At 68.8% G+C, this 19,907-nt stretch carries 20 protein-coding genes and 1 tRNA gene; 6 read left to right on the top strand and 15 right to left on the bottom strand.

The annotated features are described in order from the left end of the window. Nucleotides 1-706 precede the first annotated feature (706 nt). Nucleotides 707-2,566, top strand: a complete 1,860-nt coding sequence (recQ, locus tag ABN401_RS15640) for a DNA helicase RecQ (protein ID WP_349685795.1) — start codon at nt 707-709, stop codon at nt 2,564-2,566. Nucleotides 2,567-2,568: 2 nt separating this feature from the next. Here the strand turns inward: recQ and ABN401_RS15635 are convergent, their stop codons facing one another. From ABN401_RS15635 to ABN401_RS15615, 5 genes are all read right to left on the bottom strand, one after another. Beyond that, nucleotides 2,569-3,165, bottom strand: coding sequence for a glutathione S-transferase N-terminal domain-containing protein (locus ABN401_RS15635; RefSeq protein ID WP_349685794.1), 597 nt, complete (start codon nt 3,163-3,165; stop codon nt 2,569-2,571). A 9-nt stretch (nt 3,166-3,174) separates the two neighbouring features. After that, nucleotides 3,175-4,332, bottom strand: a complete 1,158-nt coding sequence (gene ispG, locus ABN401_RS15630; protein WP_349685793.1) for a flavodoxin-dependent (E)-4-hydroxy-3-methylbut-2-enyl-diphosphate synthase — start codon at nt 4,330-4,332, stop codon at nt 3,175-3,177. 54 nt (nt 4,333-4,386) lie between these two features. After that, nucleotides 4,387-5,436, bottom strand: coding sequence for a helix-turn-helix domain-containing protein (locus ABN401_RS15625; protein WP_349685792.1), 1,050 nt, complete (start codon nt 5,434-5,436; stop codon nt 4,387-4,389). Nucleotides 5,437-5,691: 255 nt separating this feature from the next. Further along, the gene (ptsP, locus tag ABN401_RS15620) at nt 5,692-7,965 is read right to left on the bottom strand and encodes a phosphoenolpyruvate--protein phosphotransferase (protein WP_349685791.1); all 2,274 of its coding nucleotides are present in this window, start codon (nt 7,963-7,965) and stop codon (nt 5,692-5,694) included. A 46-nt stretch (nt 7,966-8,011) separates the two neighbouring features. Then, a complete protein-coding gene (locus ABN401_RS15615; RefSeq protein ID WP_349685790.1) occupies nt 8,012-9,283 on the bottom strand; it encodes an aspartate kinase in 1,272 nt (423 codons plus the stop codon). A gap of 112 nt (nt 9,284-9,395) precedes the next feature. On the opposite strand from ABN401_RS15615, the gene ABN401_RS15610 reads away from it, so the two are divergent. From ABN401_RS15610 to ubiG, 3 genes are read left to right on the top strand one after another with little or no spacing between them, the layout of a single operon-like run. Then, nucleotides 9,396-9,845, top strand: coding sequence for a hypothetical protein (locus ABN401_RS15610; RefSeq protein WP_349685789.1), 450 nt, complete (start codon nt 9,396-9,398; stop codon nt 9,843-9,845). After that, complete coding sequence (locus tag ABN401_RS15605) at nt 9,838-10,221, top strand: type II toxin-antitoxin system VapC family toxin (RefSeq protein WP_349685788.1); 384 nt, start codon at nt 9,838-9,840, stop codon at nt 10,219-10,221. Before ABN401_RS15610 ends, ABN401_RS15605 begins: the two co-directional genes overlap by 8 nt. Continuing rightward, nucleotides 10,208-10,954 (top strand): bifunctional 2-polyprenyl-6-hydroxyphenol methylase/3-demethylubiquinol 3-O-methyltransferase UbiG, encoded by a 747-nt coding sequence (gene ubiG / locus ABN401_RS15600; protein WP_349685787.1) that lies wholly within the window; start codon nt 10,208-10,210, stop codon nt 10,952-10,954. The genes ABN401_RS15605 and ubiG overlap by 14 nt, the downstream gene beginning before the upstream one ends. Nucleotides 10,955-10,994: 40 nt before the next feature. Here ubiG and ABN401_RS15595 read toward each other — a convergent pair whose 3' ends face one another. From ABN401_RS15595 to ABN401_RS15585, 3 genes are all read right to left on the bottom strand, one after another. Next, nucleotides 10,995-12,251 carry a multidrug effflux MFS transporter gene (locus tag ABN401_RS15595; RefSeq protein WP_349685786.1) on the bottom strand — a complete coding sequence of 419 codons (1,257 nt, stop codon included), beginning with the start codon at nt 12,249-12,251 and terminating at the stop codon, nt 10,995-10,997. 81 nt (nt 12,252-12,332) lie between these two features. Further along, nucleotides 12,333-12,632, bottom strand: a complete 300-nt coding sequence (locus tag ABN401_RS15590) for a hypothetical protein (protein WP_349685785.1) — start codon at nt 12,630-12,632, stop codon at nt 12,333-12,335. Between the two features lie 74 nt (nt 12,633-12,706). Next, a tRNA-Leu gene (locus ABN401_RS15585) sits at nt 12,707-12,791 on the bottom strand. Nucleotides 12,792-12,911: 120 nt separating this feature from the next. Between ABN401_RS15585 and ABN401_RS15580 the strand changes: the two genes are divergently transcribed. Both ABN401_RS15580 and ABN401_RS15575 read left to right on the top strand, forming a co-directional pair. Beyond that, the gene (locus ABN401_RS15580) at nt 12,912-13,865 is read left to right on the top strand and encodes an ATP-grasp domain-containing protein (protein WP_349685784.1); all 954 of its coding nucleotides are present in this window, start codon (nt 12,912-12,914) and stop codon (nt 13,863-13,865) included. After that, entirely contained in the window at nt 13,862-14,905 is a 1,044-nt protein-coding gene (locus ABN401_RS15575; protein WP_349685783.1) for an LLM class flavin-dependent oxidoreductase, read from the top strand. The genes ABN401_RS15580 and ABN401_RS15575 overlap by 4 nt, the downstream gene beginning before the upstream one ends. A 6-nt stretch (nt 14,906-14,911) precedes the next feature. Here ABN401_RS15575 and ABN401_RS15570 read toward each other — a convergent pair whose 3' ends face one another. From ABN401_RS15570 to ABN401_RS15540, 7 genes are all read right to left on the bottom strand, one after another. Beyond that, complete coding sequence (locus ABN401_RS15570; RefSeq protein ID WP_349685782.1) at nt 14,912-15,727, bottom strand: hypothetical protein; 816 nt, start codon at nt 15,725-15,727, stop codon at nt 14,912-14,914. A gap of 143 nt (nt 15,728-15,870) precedes the next feature. Next, nucleotides 15,871-16,878, bottom strand: coding sequence for a fumarylacetoacetate hydrolase family protein (locus ABN401_RS15565; protein ID WP_349685781.1), 1,008 nt, complete (start codon nt 16,876-16,878; stop codon nt 15,871-15,873). 52 nt (nt 16,879-16,930) lie between these two features. Continuing rightward, nucleotides 16,931-17,704, bottom strand: coding sequence for a hypothetical protein (locus ABN401_RS15560; RefSeq protein WP_349685780.1), 774 nt, complete (start codon nt 17,702-17,704; stop codon nt 16,931-16,933). A gap of 97 nt (nt 17,705-17,801) precedes the next feature. Continuing rightward, a complete protein-coding gene (locus ABN401_RS15555) occupies nt 17,802-18,068 on the bottom strand; it encodes a hypothetical protein (RefSeq protein WP_349685779.1) in 267 nt (88 codons plus the stop codon). Then, entirely contained in the window at nt 18,059-18,250 is a 192-nt protein-coding gene (locus tag ABN401_RS15550; protein WP_349685797.1) for a methyltransferase family protein, read from the bottom strand. Before ABN401_RS15550 ends, ABN401_RS15555 begins: the two co-directional genes overlap by 10 nt. A gap of 285 nt (nt 18,251-18,535) precedes the next feature. Further along, nucleotides 18,536-19,588, bottom strand: a complete 1,053-nt coding sequence (locus tag ABN401_RS15545) for an isoaspartyl peptidase/L-asparaginase family protein (protein WP_349685778.1) — start codon at nt 19,586-19,588, stop codon at nt 18,536-18,538. A gap of 146 nt (nt 19,589-19,734) precedes the next feature. Further along, nucleotides 19,735-19,902, bottom strand: coding sequence for a hypothetical protein (locus ABN401_RS15540; protein ID WP_349685777.1), 168 nt, complete (start codon nt 19,900-19,902; stop codon nt 19,735-19,737). Nucleotides 19,903-19,907: the final 5 nt, after the last annotated feature.

Below are 19,907 nucleotides of genomic sequence, written 5' to 3'. Positions count from 1 at the left end.
GTTTTTCTCAATCATCCAACGACACCCGGAATCAGCGAGCGAAAACAACGCCCGCCCCGCCCGAAGCCTCGCGAACGCGCCCGCATTGACGCGCGTGCTACCCTCCCCCTCGGTTCCGTCGCCTGGGAAGGGCGCAAGGCCTTGCGAGCTTGTCGCGGCGGAAGCGGTTGGAGCGGGGGCCTTCCCGATCCCGACGACTGGAGGCCGTGAAGAGCGGTCATCCGGCGTCAGGGGCCGGGGGGTGGCGTGAGGCGATCTGACGGTTCACGGCGACGGGCTCAAGCAGCCCGGGACCGCGTTCCGGGCGGTAGCTTCACCAACAAGATCATGGGCAGAAGACCCATGATGTTCAGGGGATCGGCTCTCGCAAGCACGCCGACCCTCCCGCCGGAGGCGTCAGTAGCGGCAAGGCTCTAACAGAGCCGTTGGTCCCCGGTCAGTCGCGTCCGAACGACGCGGGGCCGTCCGCTTCCGTTAAGACCAATCGCGCGGAGCGTCGAGGCGTTCGCGAAACGGTATTTCATTGTCATCCCGGCGACCGCCGGGACGCTCCGCCCGCCCTTCCCACCCGTTCGCAGCGGAAGAGCGATGACGCATGGCCGCCGCACCACCTCCCCATTCGCCAAGCGGCGAATAGGGAGGAGACATCGAGCCCGACCTCCAAAACCCCCTGCCAATCCCCCCGGTTTCCCGTATGTCCTGACGCATGATTCACGACCCGATCTCGGCCGCCCGCGACACTCTGGAGCGGGTCTGGGGCCATGCCGATTTCCGGGGGCTTCAGGCCTCGGTCGTGGCCGAGGTCCTGGCCGGGCGCGACGTCCTGGCCGTGCTGCCGACCGGCGGCGGCAAGAGCGTCTGCTACCAGATCCCCGCCCTGATCCGGCCGGGTCTGGGCCTCGTCATCTCGCCCTTGATCGCCCTGATGACCGATCAGGTCGAGGCGTTGAAACAGCAGGGCGTCCGCGCGGCCCGCCTCGATTCCGGCCTGTCGCTGGACGAACGCTCCGGCGTGCTGCGCGCCGCCCGCTCCGGCGATCTGGACCTGCTCTACGTCTCGCCCGAGGGCCTGCAGTCCGGGGCCCTGCTGGACCGCCTCGCCGACCTGCCGCTCGCCCTCATCGCCATCGACGAGGCCCACTGCGTCTCCCAGTGGGGCCACGACTTCCGCCCTGACTACCGCACCCTGGGCCGGCTGGGTCAGCTGTTCCCCGGCGTGCCCCGGATCGCCGTCACCGCCACGGCCGACGCCCGCACCCGTGACGACATCCTCGCCTCCCTGCATCTGGACGGGGCCGCCGTCTTCGTCGATAGCTTCGCGCGCCCGAACCTGCAGCTGTCTGCGGTCAGGAAGGAAAGCGCCTCTCGCGCCAAGACCGATGCCCACGTCATCGAGCTCGTCCGTGCACGGAAAGGCCAGTCCGGCGTGGTCTATTGCGGCAGCCGCGACGGCTGCGAGCGCGTGGCCGACGCGCTGAAATCGGCCGGCACCAACGCCATCGCCTATCACGCCGGCATGGCCGGGCCCGAGCGCGACCGGCGGCTGGAGCGATTCCTGGCCGAGGACGGGGCGGTGATGGTCGCCACCATCGCCTTCGGCATGGGGGTCGACAAGGCCGACGTCCGCTTTGTCATCCACGCCGACCCGCCGGGCAGTCTGGAGGCCTACTGGCAGGAGATCGGCCGCGCCGGCCGCGACGGCGAGCCCGCCGACGGCATCACCCTGTATGGCCCCTCCGACATCGCCTGGACGCTGCGTCGTCTCGAAGGCCGCCCCATGGACGAGGCGGTCAAGGCGGTCCAGACGCGAAAGGCCCGCCAGCTGTTCGCCATGCTGGACGGGGCGACCTGCCGGGCCCAGGCCGTCCGCCGATACTTCGGAGAGACCGACGCCGACGTCTGCGGCGTCTGCGACATCTGCCAGGACCCGCCCGCCCTGCACGATGCCACCGTGGCGGCCCAGAAGGCCCTGGCGGCCGTCCAGCGGCTGGGCGGCCGGTACGGACGCGGCCGCATCGTCGATCACCTCACGGGCAAGACGAAGGATGCCCAGCCCTGGGAAACCGGCCTCTCCACCTGGGGCATCGGCAAGGACATCGCTCCCACCGGCTGGCGCGACGTGCTGGACCACCTGATGTTCGAGGGCCTGCTGGTCGAGGACCCCAACGAGGGCAAGCCCCTGGTCATGCTGGGCGACCCCGAACGCATCCGCGCCGTCTATCGCGGCGAGACCCGGGTCGAGGTCCGTCGCACCCCGCCGGGCTTCGACGCCTCCAGCCGCTCGGGCAATCCGCGAACCCGGACGCGCAATGACCGGAACGCGGCTGTGGAGGCCCTGGACGCCGACGTCCGCGCCCGGTTCGAGGCGCTCCGCGCCTGGCGTCGCGACCGCGCCGCCGAACAGCACGTCCCGCCCTATGTCATCTTCCAGGACAAGACCCTGCTGGAGATCGCCCAGCGAGAGCCCGGATCATTGCCCGCCCTGGCCGACATCGCTGGCGTCGGCCAGTCCAAGATCGATCGCTATGGCGCGGGCGTGCTCAAGGTGCTGGCCGAACTGGGATGACCTCAGGCCGGAACCGTCTCGCGGAAGCTCTGCCGCTGCTCCAGCGCGGTCTGGAGCGCCACCAGCCTCGGCCTGCCCGTCTTCCAGTCATAGTCGGGATGGCGGAAATCCAGCCAGGTCACGGCGCATCCAGCGGTGATGACGCCCATGTCCAGCGGCTCGGCGGCGACATCGGCGGCCTCCAGGGCGTCGAGCGCGCGCCCCATGTTCTCGGTCCAGCGCGCCATCCACGACGGCGACCGCTCGCTCTCGGGCCGGCGCTTCTCCAGCACCAGCTTCACGCCCATCTCCAGCACCGCCGAGGCCAGACCCTCGACCCGCTTGATCCGCCACCGCTCAGGCCCATCGACCGGCAGCAGAACGTGCCCCGAGCCGTGCCGGTCCAGCCACTCGCAGATCGCCGGGCTGTCCAGAATCGCCTCGTCCTCGTCGGTCAGCAGCGCGGGCACCTGGGCGATCGGATTGACCGCCAGCAGCGCCTCGGGGCTCTCATAGGGATTGACGACGACGTCCTCGACCCGGTCCGCCAGCCCCTTCTCGCGGACCACGATCCTGCACTTGCGCGCGAACGGCGACGGCGGGGCGATGTAGAGCTTCATGTCGTCAGCCTATTCGGCGGCTTGCAGCGCCGCGGTCTGGGCGGCGCGGGCGGCGTCCAGTTCGGCGGCCTTGTCCTCGACCATCGACACGATCGTCTCGACCATCTCGGCATTGGCCAGTTTGTGGGCGATCTTGCCGTTCAGATAGACCATGCCCGATCCCGCCCCGCCGCCGGTGAAGCCGACGTCGGTGTACAGGGCCTCGCCCGGCCCGTTCACGACGCAGCCGATGATCGACAGGCTCATGGGCGTCGAGATGTGGGCCAGCCGTTCCTCCAGAACGCCAACGGTCTCGATGACGTTGAACCCCTGACGGGCGCACGACGGGCAGGCGATGATGTTCACCCCCCGGTGACGCAGGCCCAGCGACTTCAGGATGTCGAACCCGACCTTGATCTCCTCGACCGGATCGGCGGCGAGCGACACCCGGATGGTGTCGCCGATCCCGGCCCATAACATGGAGCCCATGCCGATGGCCGACTTGATCGTGCCGGTCCGCAAGGGCCCCGCCTCGGTCACGCCCAGATGCAGCGGGCAGTCGATGGCCTCGGCCAGCTGCTGATAGGCGGCGACCGTCAGGAAGGGGTCGGACGCCTTCACCGAGATCTTGAACTCGTGGAAATCGTGGTCCTGCAGGATGCGGGCGTGGCTCAGCGCGCTCTCGACCATGGCCTCCGGACAGGGCTCGCCGTATTTCTCCAGCAGCTCCTTTTCCAGGCTGCCGGCGTTGACGCCGATCCGCATCGAGCAGCCGTGATCCTTGGCCGCCTGAATGACCTCTCGCACCCGGTCCGGGCTGCCGATGTTGCCGGGGTTGATCCGCAGACAGGCCGCGCCAGCCTGAGCGGCCTCGATGCCGCGTTTGTAGTGAAAGTGAATGTCGGCCACGAGCGGCACCCGGGCCTCCCGTGCGATGGTCCGGAACGCCGCCGTCGACTCCTCGTCGGGGCAGGACACCCGGACGATGTCGGCCCCGGCCTCTTCCAGCTGGCGGATCTGGTCGATCGTGGCGGCCGCATCGGTCGTCGGGGTGTTGGTCATCGACTGGACGCTGATCGGCGCGCCGCCTCCGACCGCGACCGGGCCCACCATGATCTGGCGGCTCTTTCGCCGTTCGATGTGTCGCCAGGGGCGGATGTGACCGAGTGCGGAGGCGTCGTGGCTCATGGGACCGCAATATAGGCGAGCGGCGGCGACATGACCATGACGGGGGTCAGTCGGTCAGCGCGGCGCGACGGCCGTGGTCAGGGCGGTCTGGGCCGCGTCGGTCGTCTGGACGACGCTGGCCTGGGCCGCGGCGGACGCCCGCGCGGCGGCGGCCTGGGCGGCGACGGCCTCGGCCCGGGCGGCGGTCTGGCGGGCCAGGGTCGCGGCGCGGCTGTTCAACTGGGCCAGAGGCGTCAGCACGGCCGGTAGGGCCCCGCCGTGTTCGCCGTTCAGATAGACGTCGAAGGCCGTCGGGTCGGACACGTCGATGGTGGCGGCCACGCCCGGCGGCGCGCGCCAGGCCTCTCCGGCGGCCAGCTGGCGGGCGAACAGCACCCGGCCGTCGGCCATGCGCACGACCAGGGCGGCGGCCTTCTTGGCCTGGAGCACGACCTGCGACGCCGTGGCGTTGGCCCCATAGATGGCGCCGCGCGGATTGAAGGCGGCCTGCACCGGCGTGTCGTTCGCGGCAGCCGCGGCGGCCAGGGCCTCGGTGTCGGCCGGATCGATGCCGGTCAGCTGGGCCTCGAGCCCCGGCGTGATGTAAAGCGCCGGCGTGGTCTGGTCCGGCGGGGCGGGCAGGGGGGCGCCGACGCTGACGGGTTCCTGTCCGATCACGGCGCCCAGGCTCCAGCTCTCGGGCACTTCGGCGATGTCGGACGGTTGCGGCGCGCGCATCAGGCTGACGCGCTGGAACACGTTCCAGCCGATGATCGAGACTGCGATCAGAACGATCGCCCCCACGATCCGGGGCGAATAGCGGCGCACCTCCTCGAAGGCGATGCCGACCGGCGGCTGCAGCGGGACGACGCCGTCGGGCGTCTCGCGCTTGTAGCGTTCGACCGCCAGCTGCTCGTCGAGGCCCAGCGCGGCGGCATAGGCACGCACATAGCCGATGGCGAAGACGCGCGACGGCAGGGCCGAATGGTTGTTCTCCTCGAGCGCGCGCAGATAGCGTTCATGCACCCGGGTGTCGGCGGCCAGCTCGGCCAGAGACCGCCCCGCCAGCTCGCGGGTCCGTTTCAGGCCGTCGCCCAGAGTCGCCGCGTCTGTGATCGAAGGCACGGGGTCCTTCCAATCCGGATGAGACCGAAACTCGTCGGGGACATTCCCCGTATCCAGCGCCATGACGCCTTGCCCCAAACTCTGCGTGGGGCTGACAGTCCCCATCGCCGAACCCCACGCGGTCCCGCCTAGCATAGCGCTGTGACGAAACCCGCCCGCCCCCGCGGGGATACTTAGATCGTCTTGTGGATAACCCATTTCAGCCGCTGGTTCAACGTCTTGTTAAGCTTGATCGCCGTCCCGAAGTGGAACGGTTCACAGACCGACGTTCAGTTTCCGGGCCAGGCTCTCGATCTCATTGCGCACCGATCCCGCAGAGGAGCCCAGCAGCTTGTCCATCCCACGCCGGGCCGTCGTCAGGTCGGTCGACAGGATCATCCGCTTGACCGGCCCGACGCCCCCGGCCGGGGCCGACAGCCGGGTAAAGCCCAGACAGATCAGGGCAAAGGCCTCCAGCGGCCGTCCTGCCAGCTCGCCGCAGACCGAGACGGGCGTCCCGGTTTCGGCGCAGGCCTTCTGGATGGACTGCAGCGCCCGCAGCGCCGGGGGCGACAGCGGATCGTACCGGTCCGACACCAGCGGGTTCGTCCGGTCGGCCGCGTACATGTACTGAAACAGGTCGTTGGACCCCACCGAGACGAAGTCGGTCAGGGGCAGCAGCGCGTCCAGATGCCACAGCAGGGACGGGCATTCGATCATCGCCCCGACCCGCAGCAGCGCCGGCAGGGGGCGCCCCCGCCGCCGGGCCCATTCGCATTCGACGTCGACCAGTTCTCGCGCCGCCCGGAATTCGTCGACGGTGGCGATCATGGGGAACATGACGCGCAGCTCGCGCCCCGCGCCCGCCGCCAGCAGGGCGCGCAGCTGGAGCCGCAGCAGCGAGGGCCTGTCCAGGCCCAGGCGGATGGCGCGACGGCCCAGGGCCGGGTTCTCCTCGCGCTCCGTCGTCTCCATGTAGGGCAGCACCTTGTCGCCGCCGATGTCGAGCGTGCGGAAGGTCACCGGCCGGTCGCCCGCCGCGTCGAGAACCAGTTTGTAGAGCGCCGTCTGGGTGTTCAGCCGGGGCAGTTCCTCGGACACCATGAACTGGAACTCGGTGCGGAACAGGCCGATGCCCTCGGCCCCGGTGGCGTCCAGGTTCTCCAGATCGACCGCCAGTCCGGCGTTGGTCAGCAGGGTGATCCGCGTGCCGTCCACGGTGACCGCGGGCGTGTCCTTCAGCTTGGCGAACTCGGCCTGGCGCTGGCTGCGGACGGCCATGCGCGACCGCACGGACTCCAGCATATCCGGACGGGGCCGCAGGTGCGCCTCGCCCGTCTCGCCGTCGACGATGACCAGATCCCCTTCGCTCAACCGGTCGCGCACGCCCTGCAGGCGGCCGACGCAGGGGATCTGCAGCGCACGGGCGACGATGGCGGCATGGCTGGCCGCCGAGCCCTCTTCCATCAGAAGGCCGCGGATGCAGTCGCGCGGATATTCCAGCAGGTCCGCCGGACCCAGGTTCCGGGCCACCAGGATGGCGTCGTCGGGCAACTGACGCTGGCCCGGCGTCTCGCCGCCCAGAACCCGCAGCAGCCGGTTCGCCAGATCCTCGAAATCGTGAAGTCGTTCCTTGATGTAGGGATCGCGCGCCTGGGCGAAGCGGGCGCGGTGCTCGTTCCGGACCCGGTCGACCGCCGCCTCGGCCGTCAGGCCGCCGCGCACCGCCTCTTCCAGGGACCGGTTCCAGCCCCGGTCGTCGGCGAACATGCGATAGGTCTCGAGCACCTCGAACGACTGGCCCGCCAGCTTGCCCTGGCCGCCGTCCAGCAGGGCGTCGATCGAGGCCTTCAGGGTGTTCAGCCCCTCGCGCAGCCGGATCTCCTCGACCTGCTGGTTCTCGGCCAACAGTCGTTCGGGCGGCAGGGGGGCCTCGTGCAGAACGACGTGTCCGTACGCCAGCCCTTCCGCGAACCTCTGGCCCTTGATGCGTTCGGGCCGGTGCGGGGCGACCTCGACGTCGCGCAGTTCCTCCTGGGCCAGGAGTTCGCCGCTGGCCACGGTCTCGGCCAGGACCATGGCGATGGTCTGGATGTCCTCGACCTCGTCTTCGTCATAACGACGCTCGGCGCGGTTCTGGACCACCAGCACCCCGATGGCCCGGCCGCCGCGCAACAGGGGCGCGCCCAGGAAGGCATGGTACGGATCCTCGCCGGTCTCGGGGCGATAGGCGAAGCTGGGATGGCTCGGCGCGTCCGACAGGCTGATCGGCTGAGCCAGCCGCGCCACCTCGCCGACCAGACCCTCGCCGGGCTTCAGCCGGGTGGCGTGGACGGCCTCGGGGTTCAGGCCCTGGGTGGCGAACAGCTCCAGCTCGCCCGACGCCCGCCGCAGATAGATGGAGCAGACCTCGGCCACCATCGACTGGGCGATGGTGCGCACGACCACGTCGAGGCGACCCTGGGCCGGACCGCCGTCTGCCATGGCCTCGCGGATCTGGCGCAGGAGGACGCGCGGCCCCCTCGTCATCGCTCCGCCCGCTACGGCCATCCGGTCTCCCTGCCCACGTCCAAGATAGGGCGAGGTGCGGCCAATCCTATACCGCTTCCAGCCCGTATGCCGAATGCAACGCCCGTACGGCCAGTTCGGCATAGGCGGCGTCGATCAGGACGCTGATCTTGATCTCCGAGGTCGAGATCGCCTGGAACTTGACGCCCTTGTCGGCCAGAGCCCGGAACATGGTCTGGGCGACGCCGGCGTGGCTGCGCATGCCGACGCCGACGACCGAAACCTTGGCCACGTCCTCGTCGACGCGGATGTCGGCGAAACCGATCTGGTCCTGCGCGCTCCGCATCAGCTCGGCGGCGCGCTGGGCGTCGCGGCGGCCCGTGGTGAAGGTCAGGTTGACCGCGCCCTCGGTGCGGGCCTGGGACTGGACGATCATGTCGACGTTGACCCCGGCCTCGGCCAGGCGGGTGAAGACGTCGGCGGGAGCGTCCGTGCGATCCGACAGTCCCAGCAGGGTGATGCGGGCCTCGTCGCGGCTCATGGTGACGCCGGACACGATGCGTTTTTCCACGATTTCCTCCTCGTCGCAGATCAGGGTGCCGGACTTCGGCGGAAGATTTCCATGCTCGTCGGGCTCGACGAAGCTGGACAGGACGCGCACGGGCACGCGCATGCCCATGGCCAGTTCGACCGAGCGGGTCTGCAGCACCTTGGCCCCCAGAGACGCCATCTCCAGCATCTCCTCGTAGGAGACCTTCTCCAGCCGCCGCGCCCGGCTCTCGATGCGCGGATCGGTCGTATAGACCCCGTCCACGTCGGTGTAGATGTCGCACGCGCAGCCCAGGGCCGCCGCGACCGCCACCGCCGACGTGTCCGAGCCCCCCCGCCCCAGGGTGGTGATCCGTCCGTCCCGGGTCACGCCCTGGAAGCCCGGAACGACCACGATCTCGCCGCCGTCCACCGCAGTGGCCAGGGCGTCGCCGGGGATGGCCTCGATGCGGGCCTTGCCGTGGGCGTCGTCGGTCAGGATCGGCACCTGCCAGCCCATCATCGACCGGGCGCGAAAGCCCATGTTCCGGAGCGTCAGGGCCAGCAGTCCCGCCGTCACCTGCTCGCCCGAGGCCACGACCACGTCGTATTCGTCGTCGGTCAGGAGGATGCCCGCGCCGGGCGGTCCGGCCCCGTCCGTCCACGCCACCAGCTCATTGGTCTTGCCCGCCATGGCCGAGACGACGACGGCCACGCCATGGCCGGCGCGGACCTCGGCCGCCACGATGCGGGCGGCGCGGCGGATGCGCTCCAGATCGCCCATGGAGGTACCGCCGAACTTCATGACCAGCCGAGTGGCCGTCGTCGCCATGACTGGCATCCCCATTGTTCGCGGTGCTTCTAGCCAGTCCCCCAAGGCAAGACAACCTCCATTGACAACCTATTAAAGACTAAGTAACTATCAACAAACCAAGGAGGTCAAAATGGATCCGCACCAGATTGCCGCCGGCCATCCCACGATCTCGGACAAGATCCGCGCCTTGAACTCGGCGGGGTTCCCGCGAGCGGAGATCGCTCGTGTGGTGCAGCGCAGATATCAGCACGTCCGCAATGTGCTGGAGGCGGACCGGCAGAAAGAGTCGGCAAGTAGCGAGGCTCCTGCCACCCGGGCTGAGGTCGGCTCTGCGTCGCTTGTCAGGATGGAAGTTTTGCGGGACGGCTCGGTCGTTGTGCCCGCGGATATCCTGCGACATCTCGGTGTGCCACCGGGGGGCGTGGTTCTCGGCCACGTCGACGGTGAACAAGTTCGTTTGCTAAGCGGGCGGGCATCGTTGCGTCGCGCGCGCGAACTTGTGGCCAATCTGGTGACGCAGGGGTCCAGCATGGCGGACGAACTCGTTCGGGAACGACGTGAGGAAGCTCGGCGTGGCTGAAGCCGTTCTCGACGCCTCGGCCATTCTTGCGCTGTTGCAGGAGGAACGGGGCGCGGATCGCGTCGAGCCCTTGGTCGAGAACGCATTGGTCTGCTCTGTGAACCTGAGCGAAGTCTTGGCAAAGCTCGTCGACAAAGGCGCATCGCCAAGCCTCGCCACGACCATCGCCACCAGCCTGCCATTCCAGGTCGTCGACTTCGATCTCGACCTTGCGTGCAGAGCTGGACAACTTCGAGACACAACCCGAAAACAAGGACTTTCTCTTGGTGACCGGGCGTGTCTGGCCCTGGCGGAGAGAGAGGGTTTGCCCGCCCTGACGACCGACCGTGGCTGGTCGGAGATCGCTTCGAGGATCGCTGTCGATGTCATCCGCTGAAGGCCCCTCGATCGACCCCGCCGATGTCGCCCGCTTCTCGGCCCAGGCGGCGGAATGGTGGGATGCGCGCGGGCCCTTCGCGCCGCTGCACAAGTTCAACCCGGCCCGGCTCTCCTTCATCCGCGACCGGGCCGCCGCCCGCTTCGGCCGCGATCCGCGCGTCCTCTGCCCGTTCGACGGCTTGAGCCTGATCGACATCGGCTGCGGCGGGGGTCTGGTCGCCGAGCCGATGCGGCGGATGGGGTTCGCCGTCACCGCCGTCGACGCCTCGTCCGAGAACATCGGCACCGCCCGGGCCCACGCCGAACAGATGGGATTGGACATCGCCTACCGCGCGGCGACGGTCGAACAGATGGAGGCCGAGGGCGCGGGCCCGTTCGACGTCGTCCTCGTGCTCGAGATCATCGAGCATGTCGCCGATCCTGAGGCCTTCATCCGCGCCTGCTCGCGGCTGGTCGCGCCGGGCGGACTGATGATCGTGGCCACCCTGAACCGGACGCTGAAGTCGCTGGCGCTCGGCAAGGTCGCGGCCGAATACATCCTGCGCTGGGTGCCCGCCGGCACCCACGATTGGAACCAGTTCATCAAGCCCGACGAGATCCGCCGCATGCTGTCCGAGGAGCCGCTGGCCATCCACGGACCCTTCGGCCTGGCCTATGATCCGCTTTCGGATCGCTGGTCGGAGAGCACCGACGCGGACGTCAACTTCATGATGGTCGCCGAACGTCCCTGATCGCCGTCAGGCGCCGACGAACCCGGAAAGTACGGCTGGATCAGGGGGTCGCGGTCGCCGGTCGCGAGGCGCGGGCGACGAACAGCCGTCCTCGCTCGGCCAGCAGGACGAACCCCAGGGCGATCAGCCCGCAGACGGTGATGCCGATGGCCATGGGGGCCACCGTGCCATCGAACTGCTGACCGATGAACAGGCCGGTCAGCGACCCGAAGACGGTCGAGATGAAGCCCTGGGCCGAGGAGGCGGTCCCGGCGATATGGCCCATCGGCTCCATGGCCATCGCGCCGAAATTGCCCACCAGAAAGCCGAAGCAGAACATCGTCAAACCTTGGAGGACGGCAAAGGTCCAGATCGTCTCGTGGCCCGACAGCGCGACCGCTGCGTGGAGGGCAGCGAAGCCGATGAAGCCCAATAGAGCAGTATGACCGATCATCCGCGAGCCCAGCCGTTCGACCAGCCTGGCATTGGTGATGGCCGCGACCGCGATCCCTGATGCGATCACCGCAAACACACCCCCGAAAAGCTCTGGGGCTTCGAACACGTCGTAGAAGATCTGCTGCGAGGAGTTGATGAAGGCGAACAGGGCCCCGGTGATCGCCGTCATGGCCAGGGTGTAGCCGATGGACAGCCGGTTGGTCAGGGCCTCGCCGAACGCCCGCGCGATCCGTCCGGCCTCGACCGGCTGGCGGTTCTCGGGATGAAGCGTCTCGGGCAGGCGGATGAAGATCCAGACGATCAGGGCGGCCCCGGCGACGGCCAGCAGACCGAAGATCGCCTCCCATGGGGCCAGCGCCAGGATGCCCTGGCCCACCGTCGGCGCGATGATCGGGACGCCCAGGAAGACGAGGAAGCTCAACGACATCACCCGCGCCATGGGGCGGCCCGAATATCGGTCTCTGACGATGGAGACGGCCAGCACGCGGGTCGCCGCCGTCCCCATGCCCTGACCGACGCGGGCCAGGATCAGGGTCTCGAAGCTGGGGGCCAGCATGGCGATGGCGCTGAACACGACGAAGATGCCCAGCCCCGCCAGGATCAGCGGCTTGCGCCCATAGCGATCCGCCAGCGGGCCATAGACGATCTGCAGCGCGCCGAAGCCCAGCAGATAGGCGGTGATGACCCACTGACGGCTGTTCTCGTTCGCGACCCCCAGGGCCTCGCCGATCTGGGGCAGGGCCGGCAGCATGATGTCGATCGACAGGGCGTTGATCGCCATCATCGAGGCGATCAGGCAGACGAACTCGGGAAACCCCGGCCCCCTGACGGCGGGAGAAGATGCGGCGTCGGGGGAGGTCATTCAGGCCAAATGAGCCCGGTCCGCACGTCGCGCAACCGTTCGGCCGTCACATATTGCAACTGCGAAGACCGGCGCGGGGAGTCAGGGCGTGAACTGGATCGTCCGGGCGAACTGAAAGGCTTCCGGCACCGGATCGACCTCGGCCTCATCCATCAGAGCGATCGCGGCCTCTCCGAACCCCATGCCGGGATGGGTTTCGGCCAGGACGAAACAACCCTCGACCCGACCCTGCGGCGTGGCGGCGCATTCCAGGGTCACGGCCACGCCCTGAAGCAAGGGAGCCGAGGCGACCGGCGTCGGTTCCGGAGCGAGCGTCGGCGGCATGATCAGCCCGATGGCGGGAGACGAGGCGAGGGCGGCAGAGAAGATGAGTGACAGCATGACATTGGACCTGGGTTGCCCCTTTCCAATGTCTTGATGGCGCTTGCGTTCCGGTCGTCGCCGAACGCCGTGCGTGGTGCCCCCGGTCGGACTCGAACCGACACTCCTTGCGGAACCGGATTTTGAGTCCGGCGCGTCTACCAATTCCACCACAGGGGCGCAGACCTGGCGATGCCACAGCCGGGGCGGGGTCGTCCAGCACGTTTGATCGTCGGACCGGCGACGCCCTGTGACCGCTCGCCCCTTGCGTTTCACCACGGTGTAACGCATCTGCCAGACATGAGCGCGACCCTGCCCGACCTCGCCGTCGTCTATGAACACCCCGAATGGTTCGAGCCGCTGTTCGCGGCCCTGGACCGGCATGGCGTCAGCTATGTGAAGGTCCCGCTGGCCGGCAGCACCTTCGACCCGGCCGCCTCGCCCGCCCCGGCGCGCGTCGTATTCAGCCGGGTGGCGATGTCCAGCTTCCTGCGCGATCCCGAGCATCCGATCTTCTATGCCCAGAGCCTGTTCGAGCACTGGCGGGGGCTGGGCACGCGGGTCGTCAACGCCTCGGCCCTGAACATCGACACCTCCAAGGCGCGGCAGATGTCGCTGATCGCTCGGCTGGGCCTGAAGGGGCCGGCGACGCGCGTCGCGCACCGACAGGCGGACATTCCGGCGGCGGCCGAGGGCCTGCGGTATCCGGTGCTGGTCAAGGCCGACATCGGCGGAGCCGGGGCGGGCATCACCCGCTATGAGACGCCCGAAAAGCTGGCCGAGGCGGCGGGCGAGAGCTGGTGCCCCGTGGGCGTCAACGGCATCTCTCTGATCCAGGAATACGCGCCGCGCCGAGACGGCAAGATCACCCGCGTCGAGACCCTGAACGGGCGCTTTCTCTATGCCATCGACATCGAGAGCCCCGGCGATGCCTTCGACCTGTGCCCGGCCGACGCCTGCCTGGTCCGGCCCGGCGCGCCGACCCTGACCATGACGAAGACGACCCCGCCCCCCGAGATCATCGAGGCGGTCGAACGGCTGGCTGTCGCCGCGGAACTCGAGGTCGGCGGGATCGAGTATCTGATCGACGACCGGGACGGATCGGTCCTGTTCTACGACATCAACGGCCTGTCGAACTTCGTCGCCAAGCCGGTCGAGGTGCTGGGCTTCGATCCCCACGACGATCTGGTCGACTGGCTGAAGGGCATCGTCGTCGAAGAGAAGAACAAGCACGGTTTGGGAGCGGCGGCATGAGGTACGGCTATTGGGCCCCGGTCTTCGGCGGCTGGCTGAGGAACGTGGCCGACGAGCGCGAGGCGTCGTGGGAGAACGCGTCGCGGCTGGTGAAGCGGTCCGAGGCCCTGGGCTATGATCTGACCCTGATCGCCGAGCTGAACCTGAACGACATCAAGGGCATCGAGGCGCCGGCGCTCGACGCCTGGTCGACGGCCGCGGCCTTGGCGGCGGTGACCGAGACGATCGAGCTGATGGTGGCGGTGCGGCCGAACTTTCACCAGCCGGCCCTGTTCGCCAAGAAGGCGGCGAACATCGACCGGATCTCGAACGGACGCCTGGCGCTGAACGTCGTCTCGTCCTGGTGGGCCAAGGAGGCCGAGAGCTATGGCCTGCAATTCGACCAGCACGACGACCGCTATGCCCGCACCACCGAATGGCTGCAGGTTCTGGCGCGGCTGTGGACCGAGAAGCGCGTCGATTTCGAAGGCCGCTACTACACGCTGAAGGACGCCATCGTGGAGCCCAAGCCGACGTCGAGCCCGGATCGGCCGCGCCCGGTCATCTATGCGGGTGGGGAATCGGAGGCGGCCAAGACCCTGATCGCGCGCCACTGCGACGCCTATGTCATGCACGGCGACGAGCCGGAATTCATCGCCGAAAAGATCGCCGACATGAAGGCGCGGCGCGAGGCGTTCGGCCTGCCGCCGATGCAGTACGGCATGGCCGGTTATGCCATTGTGCGCGACACCCAGGCCGAGGCGGATCGCGAGCTGGAGCGGATCACGACGATCCCCGGCCTGGCCGACGGCACTCCGCCCGCCGGCTTCGCCAACTTCGACCAGTGGCTGAGCGGCACCGAGCTGGAGCGGGAGCTGAAGATCCGCGAATACAGCGTCTCGAACCGGGGCCTGCGCCCCGGCTTCGTCGGCACGCCCGAGACCGTCCGGGAGCGGATCGAGGCCTTCGAGGCAGCGGGGCTCGATCTTCTGCTGCTCCAGATGTCGCCTCAGGAGGAGGAGATGGAGCGGTTCTCGGCGCAGGTGATGCGGAGCGACTGACGCCTGTCAGGGTTGGCGACGCAGACGGCTCGAAGGCGCGATATAGGCGTCGGCTCCGACGGCCCCATCTCTGAAGTTCGTGCGATAGATGATTCTCCGCACTGGGAGAGCACCCGCCCTGTCTGCGGCATTGCGCACCCTCGCACCCTCTGTGGACGCCAACGTGGCCTGACCGAAGCCTCCATCAATCGGGTGTTCGGATTCAACCACGCACTCGCGCAGACGTCCGTCGGGTCGTGTGAGGCACGAAATGACCGCAAACCCGGACTCGTACCGGTTTCGAGAAGGAAACTCGACCTGAGGCGGCCTTTCCCATTGAATCCCTTCGGGCAGGCTTCCGTCGACAGGCTGAATTTCGGCGTCGCGGGGATCGACCAGAGGCCGATCGCAGGCCTCCAGCGTGCGGTCGATGGCGGCGCTGGACGGCGGCAGGTCAAGCACATAACGAAGGTTCCGCCCGCCCTCGCCTGCGCCGGGCAACATCACCTGCAGCGATCCACCCCGTCTGAGGGCGCGCGCGAACGGAGCCGGCAACTCGCTGACGGCCAGATTCGGATTCCGGGTGACGTTCCAGCGCTGCTCGAACGGACTGTCTTCGCCGAACCGAAGCGTCAGAACTCGGGTCTCGACTCCTTCGGCCGCGGGGGGCAGACCGCCGATCAAGGCGTCGTAACGCCCGCCGACGCAACGAACCGCAATCCCCAGCCCGTTGCTGAACTCCAACTGAGCGGCGGTCAGTCGTCGCTCGGCATCGACGGTCGCGTCCCAGTCGTCGGTCGTTTCCTGAGCCAGGACGCCGCTCGCGAAGGCGGCCAGGGCCACCGCGACAAGAGTGCGACTGCGAATGGCCATGATGCTCCCCGGGGTCAAATCGCTACTGAACTGGCCATGCGTGCTGCTGCAACAGCGGCAGGCGACGCCGAAACCCAGCCACAGTCCCCTGATCGTCGCAAGCGTTGCCGGAACTAAATCCCGACCACTTCCTGCTCGATCGCGCCGAAGATCGAGTGGTGCCTGTCGTCCAGCATCTCGATTCGCACCGTGTCGCCGTGGCGGAGGAACGCTGTGGCGGGCGCGCCGGTCAGGATGGTCTCGACCGTCCGCACCTCGGCGATGCAGGAATAGCCCAGTCCGCCCTGATCGACCGGCTTGCCGGGGCCGCCGTCCGCGTCGCGATTGGACACGGTGCCCGAGCCGATGATCGAACCGGCGACCAGGCTGCGCGTGCGGGCCAGGTGGGCGATCAGAACGCCGAAGTCGAAGGTCATGTCGATCCCCGCGTCGGCGCGGCCGAAGTCCTTGCCGTTCAGCTGGACCGACAGGGCCCCGTGCAGCTTGCCGTCCTGCCAGCGGTCGCCCAGGGCGTCGGGCGTGACGAAGACGGGCGACAGGGCGCTGGCGGGCTTGGACTGGACGAAGCCGAACCCCTTGGCCAGTTCGCCCGGGATCAGGTTTCTCAGGGACACGTCGTTCACCAGTCCGATCAGGCGGATGTGGTCGCGGGCTTCATCCGGGGTCACGCCCTGCGGTACGTCGCCGGTGACCACGACGATCTCGGCTTCCAGGTCGCAGCCCCAGCTCTCGTCGGCCAGGGGGATGGCGTCGCGGGGCCCCATGAAGTGATCCGATCCGCCCTGATACATCAGGGGGTCGGTCCAGAAGCTGTCGGGCATCTCGGCGCCGCGCGCCCTTCGCACCAGTTCGACGTGGTTCACATAGGCCGACCCATCCGCCCACTGATAGGCGCGCGGCAGAGGAGCGGCGGCGTCGCGTTCGTGGAAGCGGCCCCGGGGGACGGCCTCGTGGTCCACGCTTTCGGCCAGGGCCCGCAGGCGCGGTTCGCACCGCTCCCAGTCGTCCAGGGCCGCCTGCATCGTGGGCGCGATCAGGAAGGCGTCGGTGAACCAGGCGAGGTCCGAGGAGACGACGACGAGGCGACCGTCGCGGCCGTGCTTGAGCGAGGCGAGTTTCATGCGCTGAGGATTAGGCGGTTTCCTCGGCCTTGGGAACGCCCGGTCCGGACGCTCAATGGCCCTGACCGTGCGATCGCGCCCGGGACGCGGTCGGTCGGCGTGACAGGGCGGAACGCGCGGCCTTCAGTTCGCGGATGCGGGCGGGGCTGTCCAGCCAGTGATCGTGAAACTGGCGCACCGCCTTGGCCAGGGCCTCGACCTGTTCGGGACCGCTCATGGCCTGGGTTTCGGGCTTCGGGGCCGATTGGGGGTCGGGCTTCGGGGCGGCGGCGTTGTGGCCGCACTCCGGCTTGTGTGTCCCCGTGCAGCCGCAAGCGGCAGGAGGCGTGACGGCCACTCCGCCAATGTAGACCTGGTTGACCGTGACGGGGGCCCCTGTCGCAGTGGACTTGCAAGTGCAGGCTTCGGGCTTGCCGCAGCCGCAGGCGGGACCGGGCGGAGCGACCGTCGCCTTGGCCTCGACCTTCTTTTCGCCCTTCAAGGCCTCGTCCAGGGCCTTGAGCGACGGCGTGATTCCTTTGGCGACGTCCAGCACGGGACCTAGAAGCTCGTGGATCAGGTCCCGCAGAGCTTGGGCTCGTGACTTCAGCTCGTTTGTCGAGGCGGCCATGGCGGCCGAAGAGGCGACCAGAATGGTCGCGTGTATGCTTGTGACCGAGTGGTCGTTGTAGGTGTTGTTTATGGTTTTTCCTCGGTTTAGCCCGAGCAGGAAGCTCAAAACCGCCACAGTCAAGCCGGCCAAGATCTGGAGAAGGAAGTCCCCTCCTGCGCCGCTAAGCGGACCCGCCTGTTCGACCATGATCGGAAAGTCCGTTGGCGGTGTCATGCAGCTTTCCCCGGTTCAGCACCGCAGTTTCTGTTCGACGCGCCTCCGGCGCAACACAAAGGTTAACGCTGGTCTGTGAAGGTTGTGGGTCGCCGCCTCAGGGGGCGCGCAGCAGGGCGCGGGCCTCGACGCCCGTCTTCGCCGCCGCGTCGCGCACCTCGACCTCGACGACGACCGCCCCCGCCGGATCGTGGGCCCACAGATAGCGGCGCTCGACCTCGACCGTCCGGCCCGACGGGGCGAAACCCTCGAAGCTGTCGCCCCACGGCGTGATGCGTGTCAGCTCGGGCCAGGTCAGGGCGCAGGCGGCGGTCAGCTCGTCCTGGGCCATTTCGGTCAACTCGTCGGACGGGCTCACAGCCATCGTCGCACGCGGCGCCGATAGGCCTCGTAGTCCGCTCCGAACCGGGCGGCGAGATAGACCTCCTCGCGCTGGATGACGAAGCGGTCGACGACCAGCAGACAGGGAATCAGCAGGACGATGGCCAGCGGGCTGTCGAGCCCGACCGCCAGCGCCAGATAGGTGACGGCGAACCCGACGTAGATCGGATTGCGGGTGAAGCCGTAGACGCCGCCGGTGACCAGGGCCGTCGAGGGCTTCCACGGCTGAACGGCGGTCCTGGCCTTGTGAAACGCCGGCCGCCCAGGCTTCGACCGCGAGGCCCAGCACCAGCCCCGCGATGGCGATGCCGGCCTGAACGGGGCGGTCCAGCCCCAGGCTGGGTTCGTCGATCAGCTGTCCGCCGCCCCAGCCCAGGGCGAGGAAGCCCAGATAGATCAGGGGCGGCGGCGCGATGACGCCGGGGATGTCGGCGGTGCCGCGGCCCGCCATCATTCTTCGTCGGCGTAGATGGCGACGACGGCGGGCGAGGCGCTGGTCACCGCGCCCCGGTACATGCCGGAGGTGGTCATGGCGAAGCCGGGCACGCCCTGGGCGTCGACCACGATGACGCCGCCATAGCCGCCCAGCGACAGGGCGTCGTCGACCTCGGCCTGACCGGCGTCCTCGGACGAGGCCCCGGCGGCGATGCGGCTGCAGATGTCGCGGGCCACGGTGGCGCGGATGTAGAACTCGCCGTCGCCGGTGGCGGAGACGGCGCAACCGTCGCGGTTGGAGGCATAGGTGCCGGCGCCCAGCACGGGCACGTCGCCGACCCGGCCCCAGCGCTTGCCGGTGGTTCCACCGGTCGAGGTTCCGGCCGCGAGCGTGCCGGACTGATCCAGGGCCACGGCACCGACCGTGCCGAATTTGCGCTCGTTCAGCGGCGGCGCGGGTTCGATCGCGGCCATGCCGGGGGCGGGGGCTCCGGCCGGACGCGCGGGGATCGGCAGGTCGCGCTCGCGCAGATGGCTCTCCAGCCCCTGCCAGCGGCGCTCGGTGAAGAACCAGGACGGCTCGACCTGTTCCAGATCCTGTGACGCCGCGAAGGTGTCGGCCCCCGCGCCGATCAGCATGACGTGAGGCGAGTTCTCCATCACCGCGCGGGCGGCGGCGATGGGGTGGCGGGTGGTGGTCAGGCCCGCGACCGCCCCGGCGGACAGGTCGCGGCCGTTCATGACGGCGGCGTCCAGCTCGTTGCGCCCTTCTGCGGTGAAGACGGCCCCGCGACCCGCGTTGAACAGGGGATCGTCTTCCATGAGCTGGATCGCGGTCTGGATGGCGTCGAGCGAGGTTCCGCCTTCACGCAGAATGGCGGCCCCCGCCTCGAGCGCGCGAGACAGGGCCGCGCGATAGGCGGCGTCCTGTTCCGGCGACAGGTTGGCCCGCTCGATCACGCCGGCTCCGCCGTGGATGGCGAAGGCCCAGCGCGCGGGCTCCTGCGCGGCGGCGGGGCCGGCCAGTGCAAGTGCAAGAGCAGCAATCGCGAGACGTCTGACGAGCACGGAACTCTCCCTTTTTGCAAACGCCGGTGGACCGAGCGTCAGGATGAAAATCGAGTCTGAATAGTCTGAACTGTGCGAAATCCAGCAGCGCAGGCCGCTCGTTTCAGGACGCTAGCACAAGGCGACGTCAAAATCGGACGCAGCGCCTAAGGCCCTCGCCGGTGGTGCGACCACTTCCACAGACGATAGCCGACGATCGGCGCGAAGCCGCCGACCAGGGCGGCGATCAGCACGGTCCAGAAGCCGCCGCCCAGGCCGAACTGGCCCACCAGCCCGCCGACGATCGCCGCCGCCAGCGGGCCGAGGAACGGCATCCAGT

The organism is Brevundimonas aurifodinae (assembly GCF_040195595.1).
Lineage (GTDB): Bacteria > Pseudomonadota > Alphaproteobacteria > Caulobacterales > Caulobacteraceae > Brevundimonas > Brevundimonas aurifodinae.
The sequence above is the reverse complement of the archived record's forward strand: the minus strand, read 5'-3'. Positions and strand labels throughout refer to the sequence as shown.

Excerpts from the sequence above, each read along its gene's own strand:
- ABN401_RS15610 (WP_349685789.1), top strand. The coding sequence starts at position 9,396 with ATGGATCCGCACCAGATTGCCGCCGGCCATCCCACGATCTCGGACAAG.
- ABN401_RS15590 (WP_349685785.1), bottom strand. The coding sequence starts at position 12,632 with ATGCTGTCACTCATCTTCTCTGCCGCCCTCGCCTCGTCTCCCGCCATC.
- ABN401_RS15555 (WP_349685779.1), bottom strand. The coding sequence starts at position 18,068 with ATGGCTGTGAGCCCGTCCGACGAGTTGACCGAAATGGCCCAGGACGAG.
- recQ (WP_349685795.1), top strand. The coding sequence starts at position 707 with ATGATTCACGACCCGATCTCGGCCGCCCGCGACACTCTGGAGCGGGTC.
- ABN401_RS15560 (WP_349685780.1), bottom strand. The coding sequence starts at position 17,704 with ATGACACCGCCAACGGACTTTCCGATCATGGTCGAACAGGCGGGTCCG.
- ispG (WP_349685793.1), bottom strand. The coding sequence starts at position 4,332 with ATGAGCCACGACGCCTCCGCACTCGGTCACATCCGCCCCTGGCGACAC.
- ABN401_RS15615 (WP_349685790.1), bottom strand. The coding sequence starts at position 9,283 with ATGGCGACGACGGCCACTCGGCTGGTCATGAAGTTCGGCGGTACCTCC.
- ABN401_RS15565 (WP_349685781.1), bottom strand. The coding sequence starts at position 16,878 with ATGAAACTCGCCTCGCTCAAGCACGGCCGCGACGGTCGCCTCGTCGTC.
- ABN401_RS15595 (WP_349685786.1), bottom strand. The coding sequence starts at position 12,251 with ATGACCTCCCCCGACGCCGCATCTTCTCCCGCCGTCAGGGGGCCGGGG.
- ptsP (WP_349685791.1), bottom strand. The coding sequence starts at position 7,965 with ATGGCCGTAGCGGGCGGAGCGATGACGAGGGGGCCGCGCGTCCTCCTG.
- ABN401_RS15575 (WP_349685783.1), top strand. The coding sequence starts at position 13,862 with ATGAGGTACGGCTATTGGGCCCCGGTCTTCGGCGGCTGGCTGAGGAAC.
- ubiG (WP_349685787.1), top strand. The coding sequence starts at position 10,208 with ATGTCATCCGCTGAAGGCCCCTCGATCGACCCCGCCGATGTCGCCCGC.
- ABN401_RS15540 (WP_349685777.1), bottom strand. The coding sequence starts at position 19,902 with ATGCCGTTCCTCGGCCCGCTGGCGGCGGCGATCGTCGGCGGGCTGGTG.
- ABN401_RS15580 (WP_349685784.1), top strand. The coding sequence starts at position 12,912 with ATGAGCGCGACCCTGCCCGACCTCGCCGTCGTCTATGAACACCCCGAA.
- ABN401_RS15635 (WP_349685794.1), bottom strand. The coding sequence starts at position 3,165 with ATGAAGCTCTACATCGCCCCGCCGTCGCCGTTCGCGCGCAAGTGCAGG.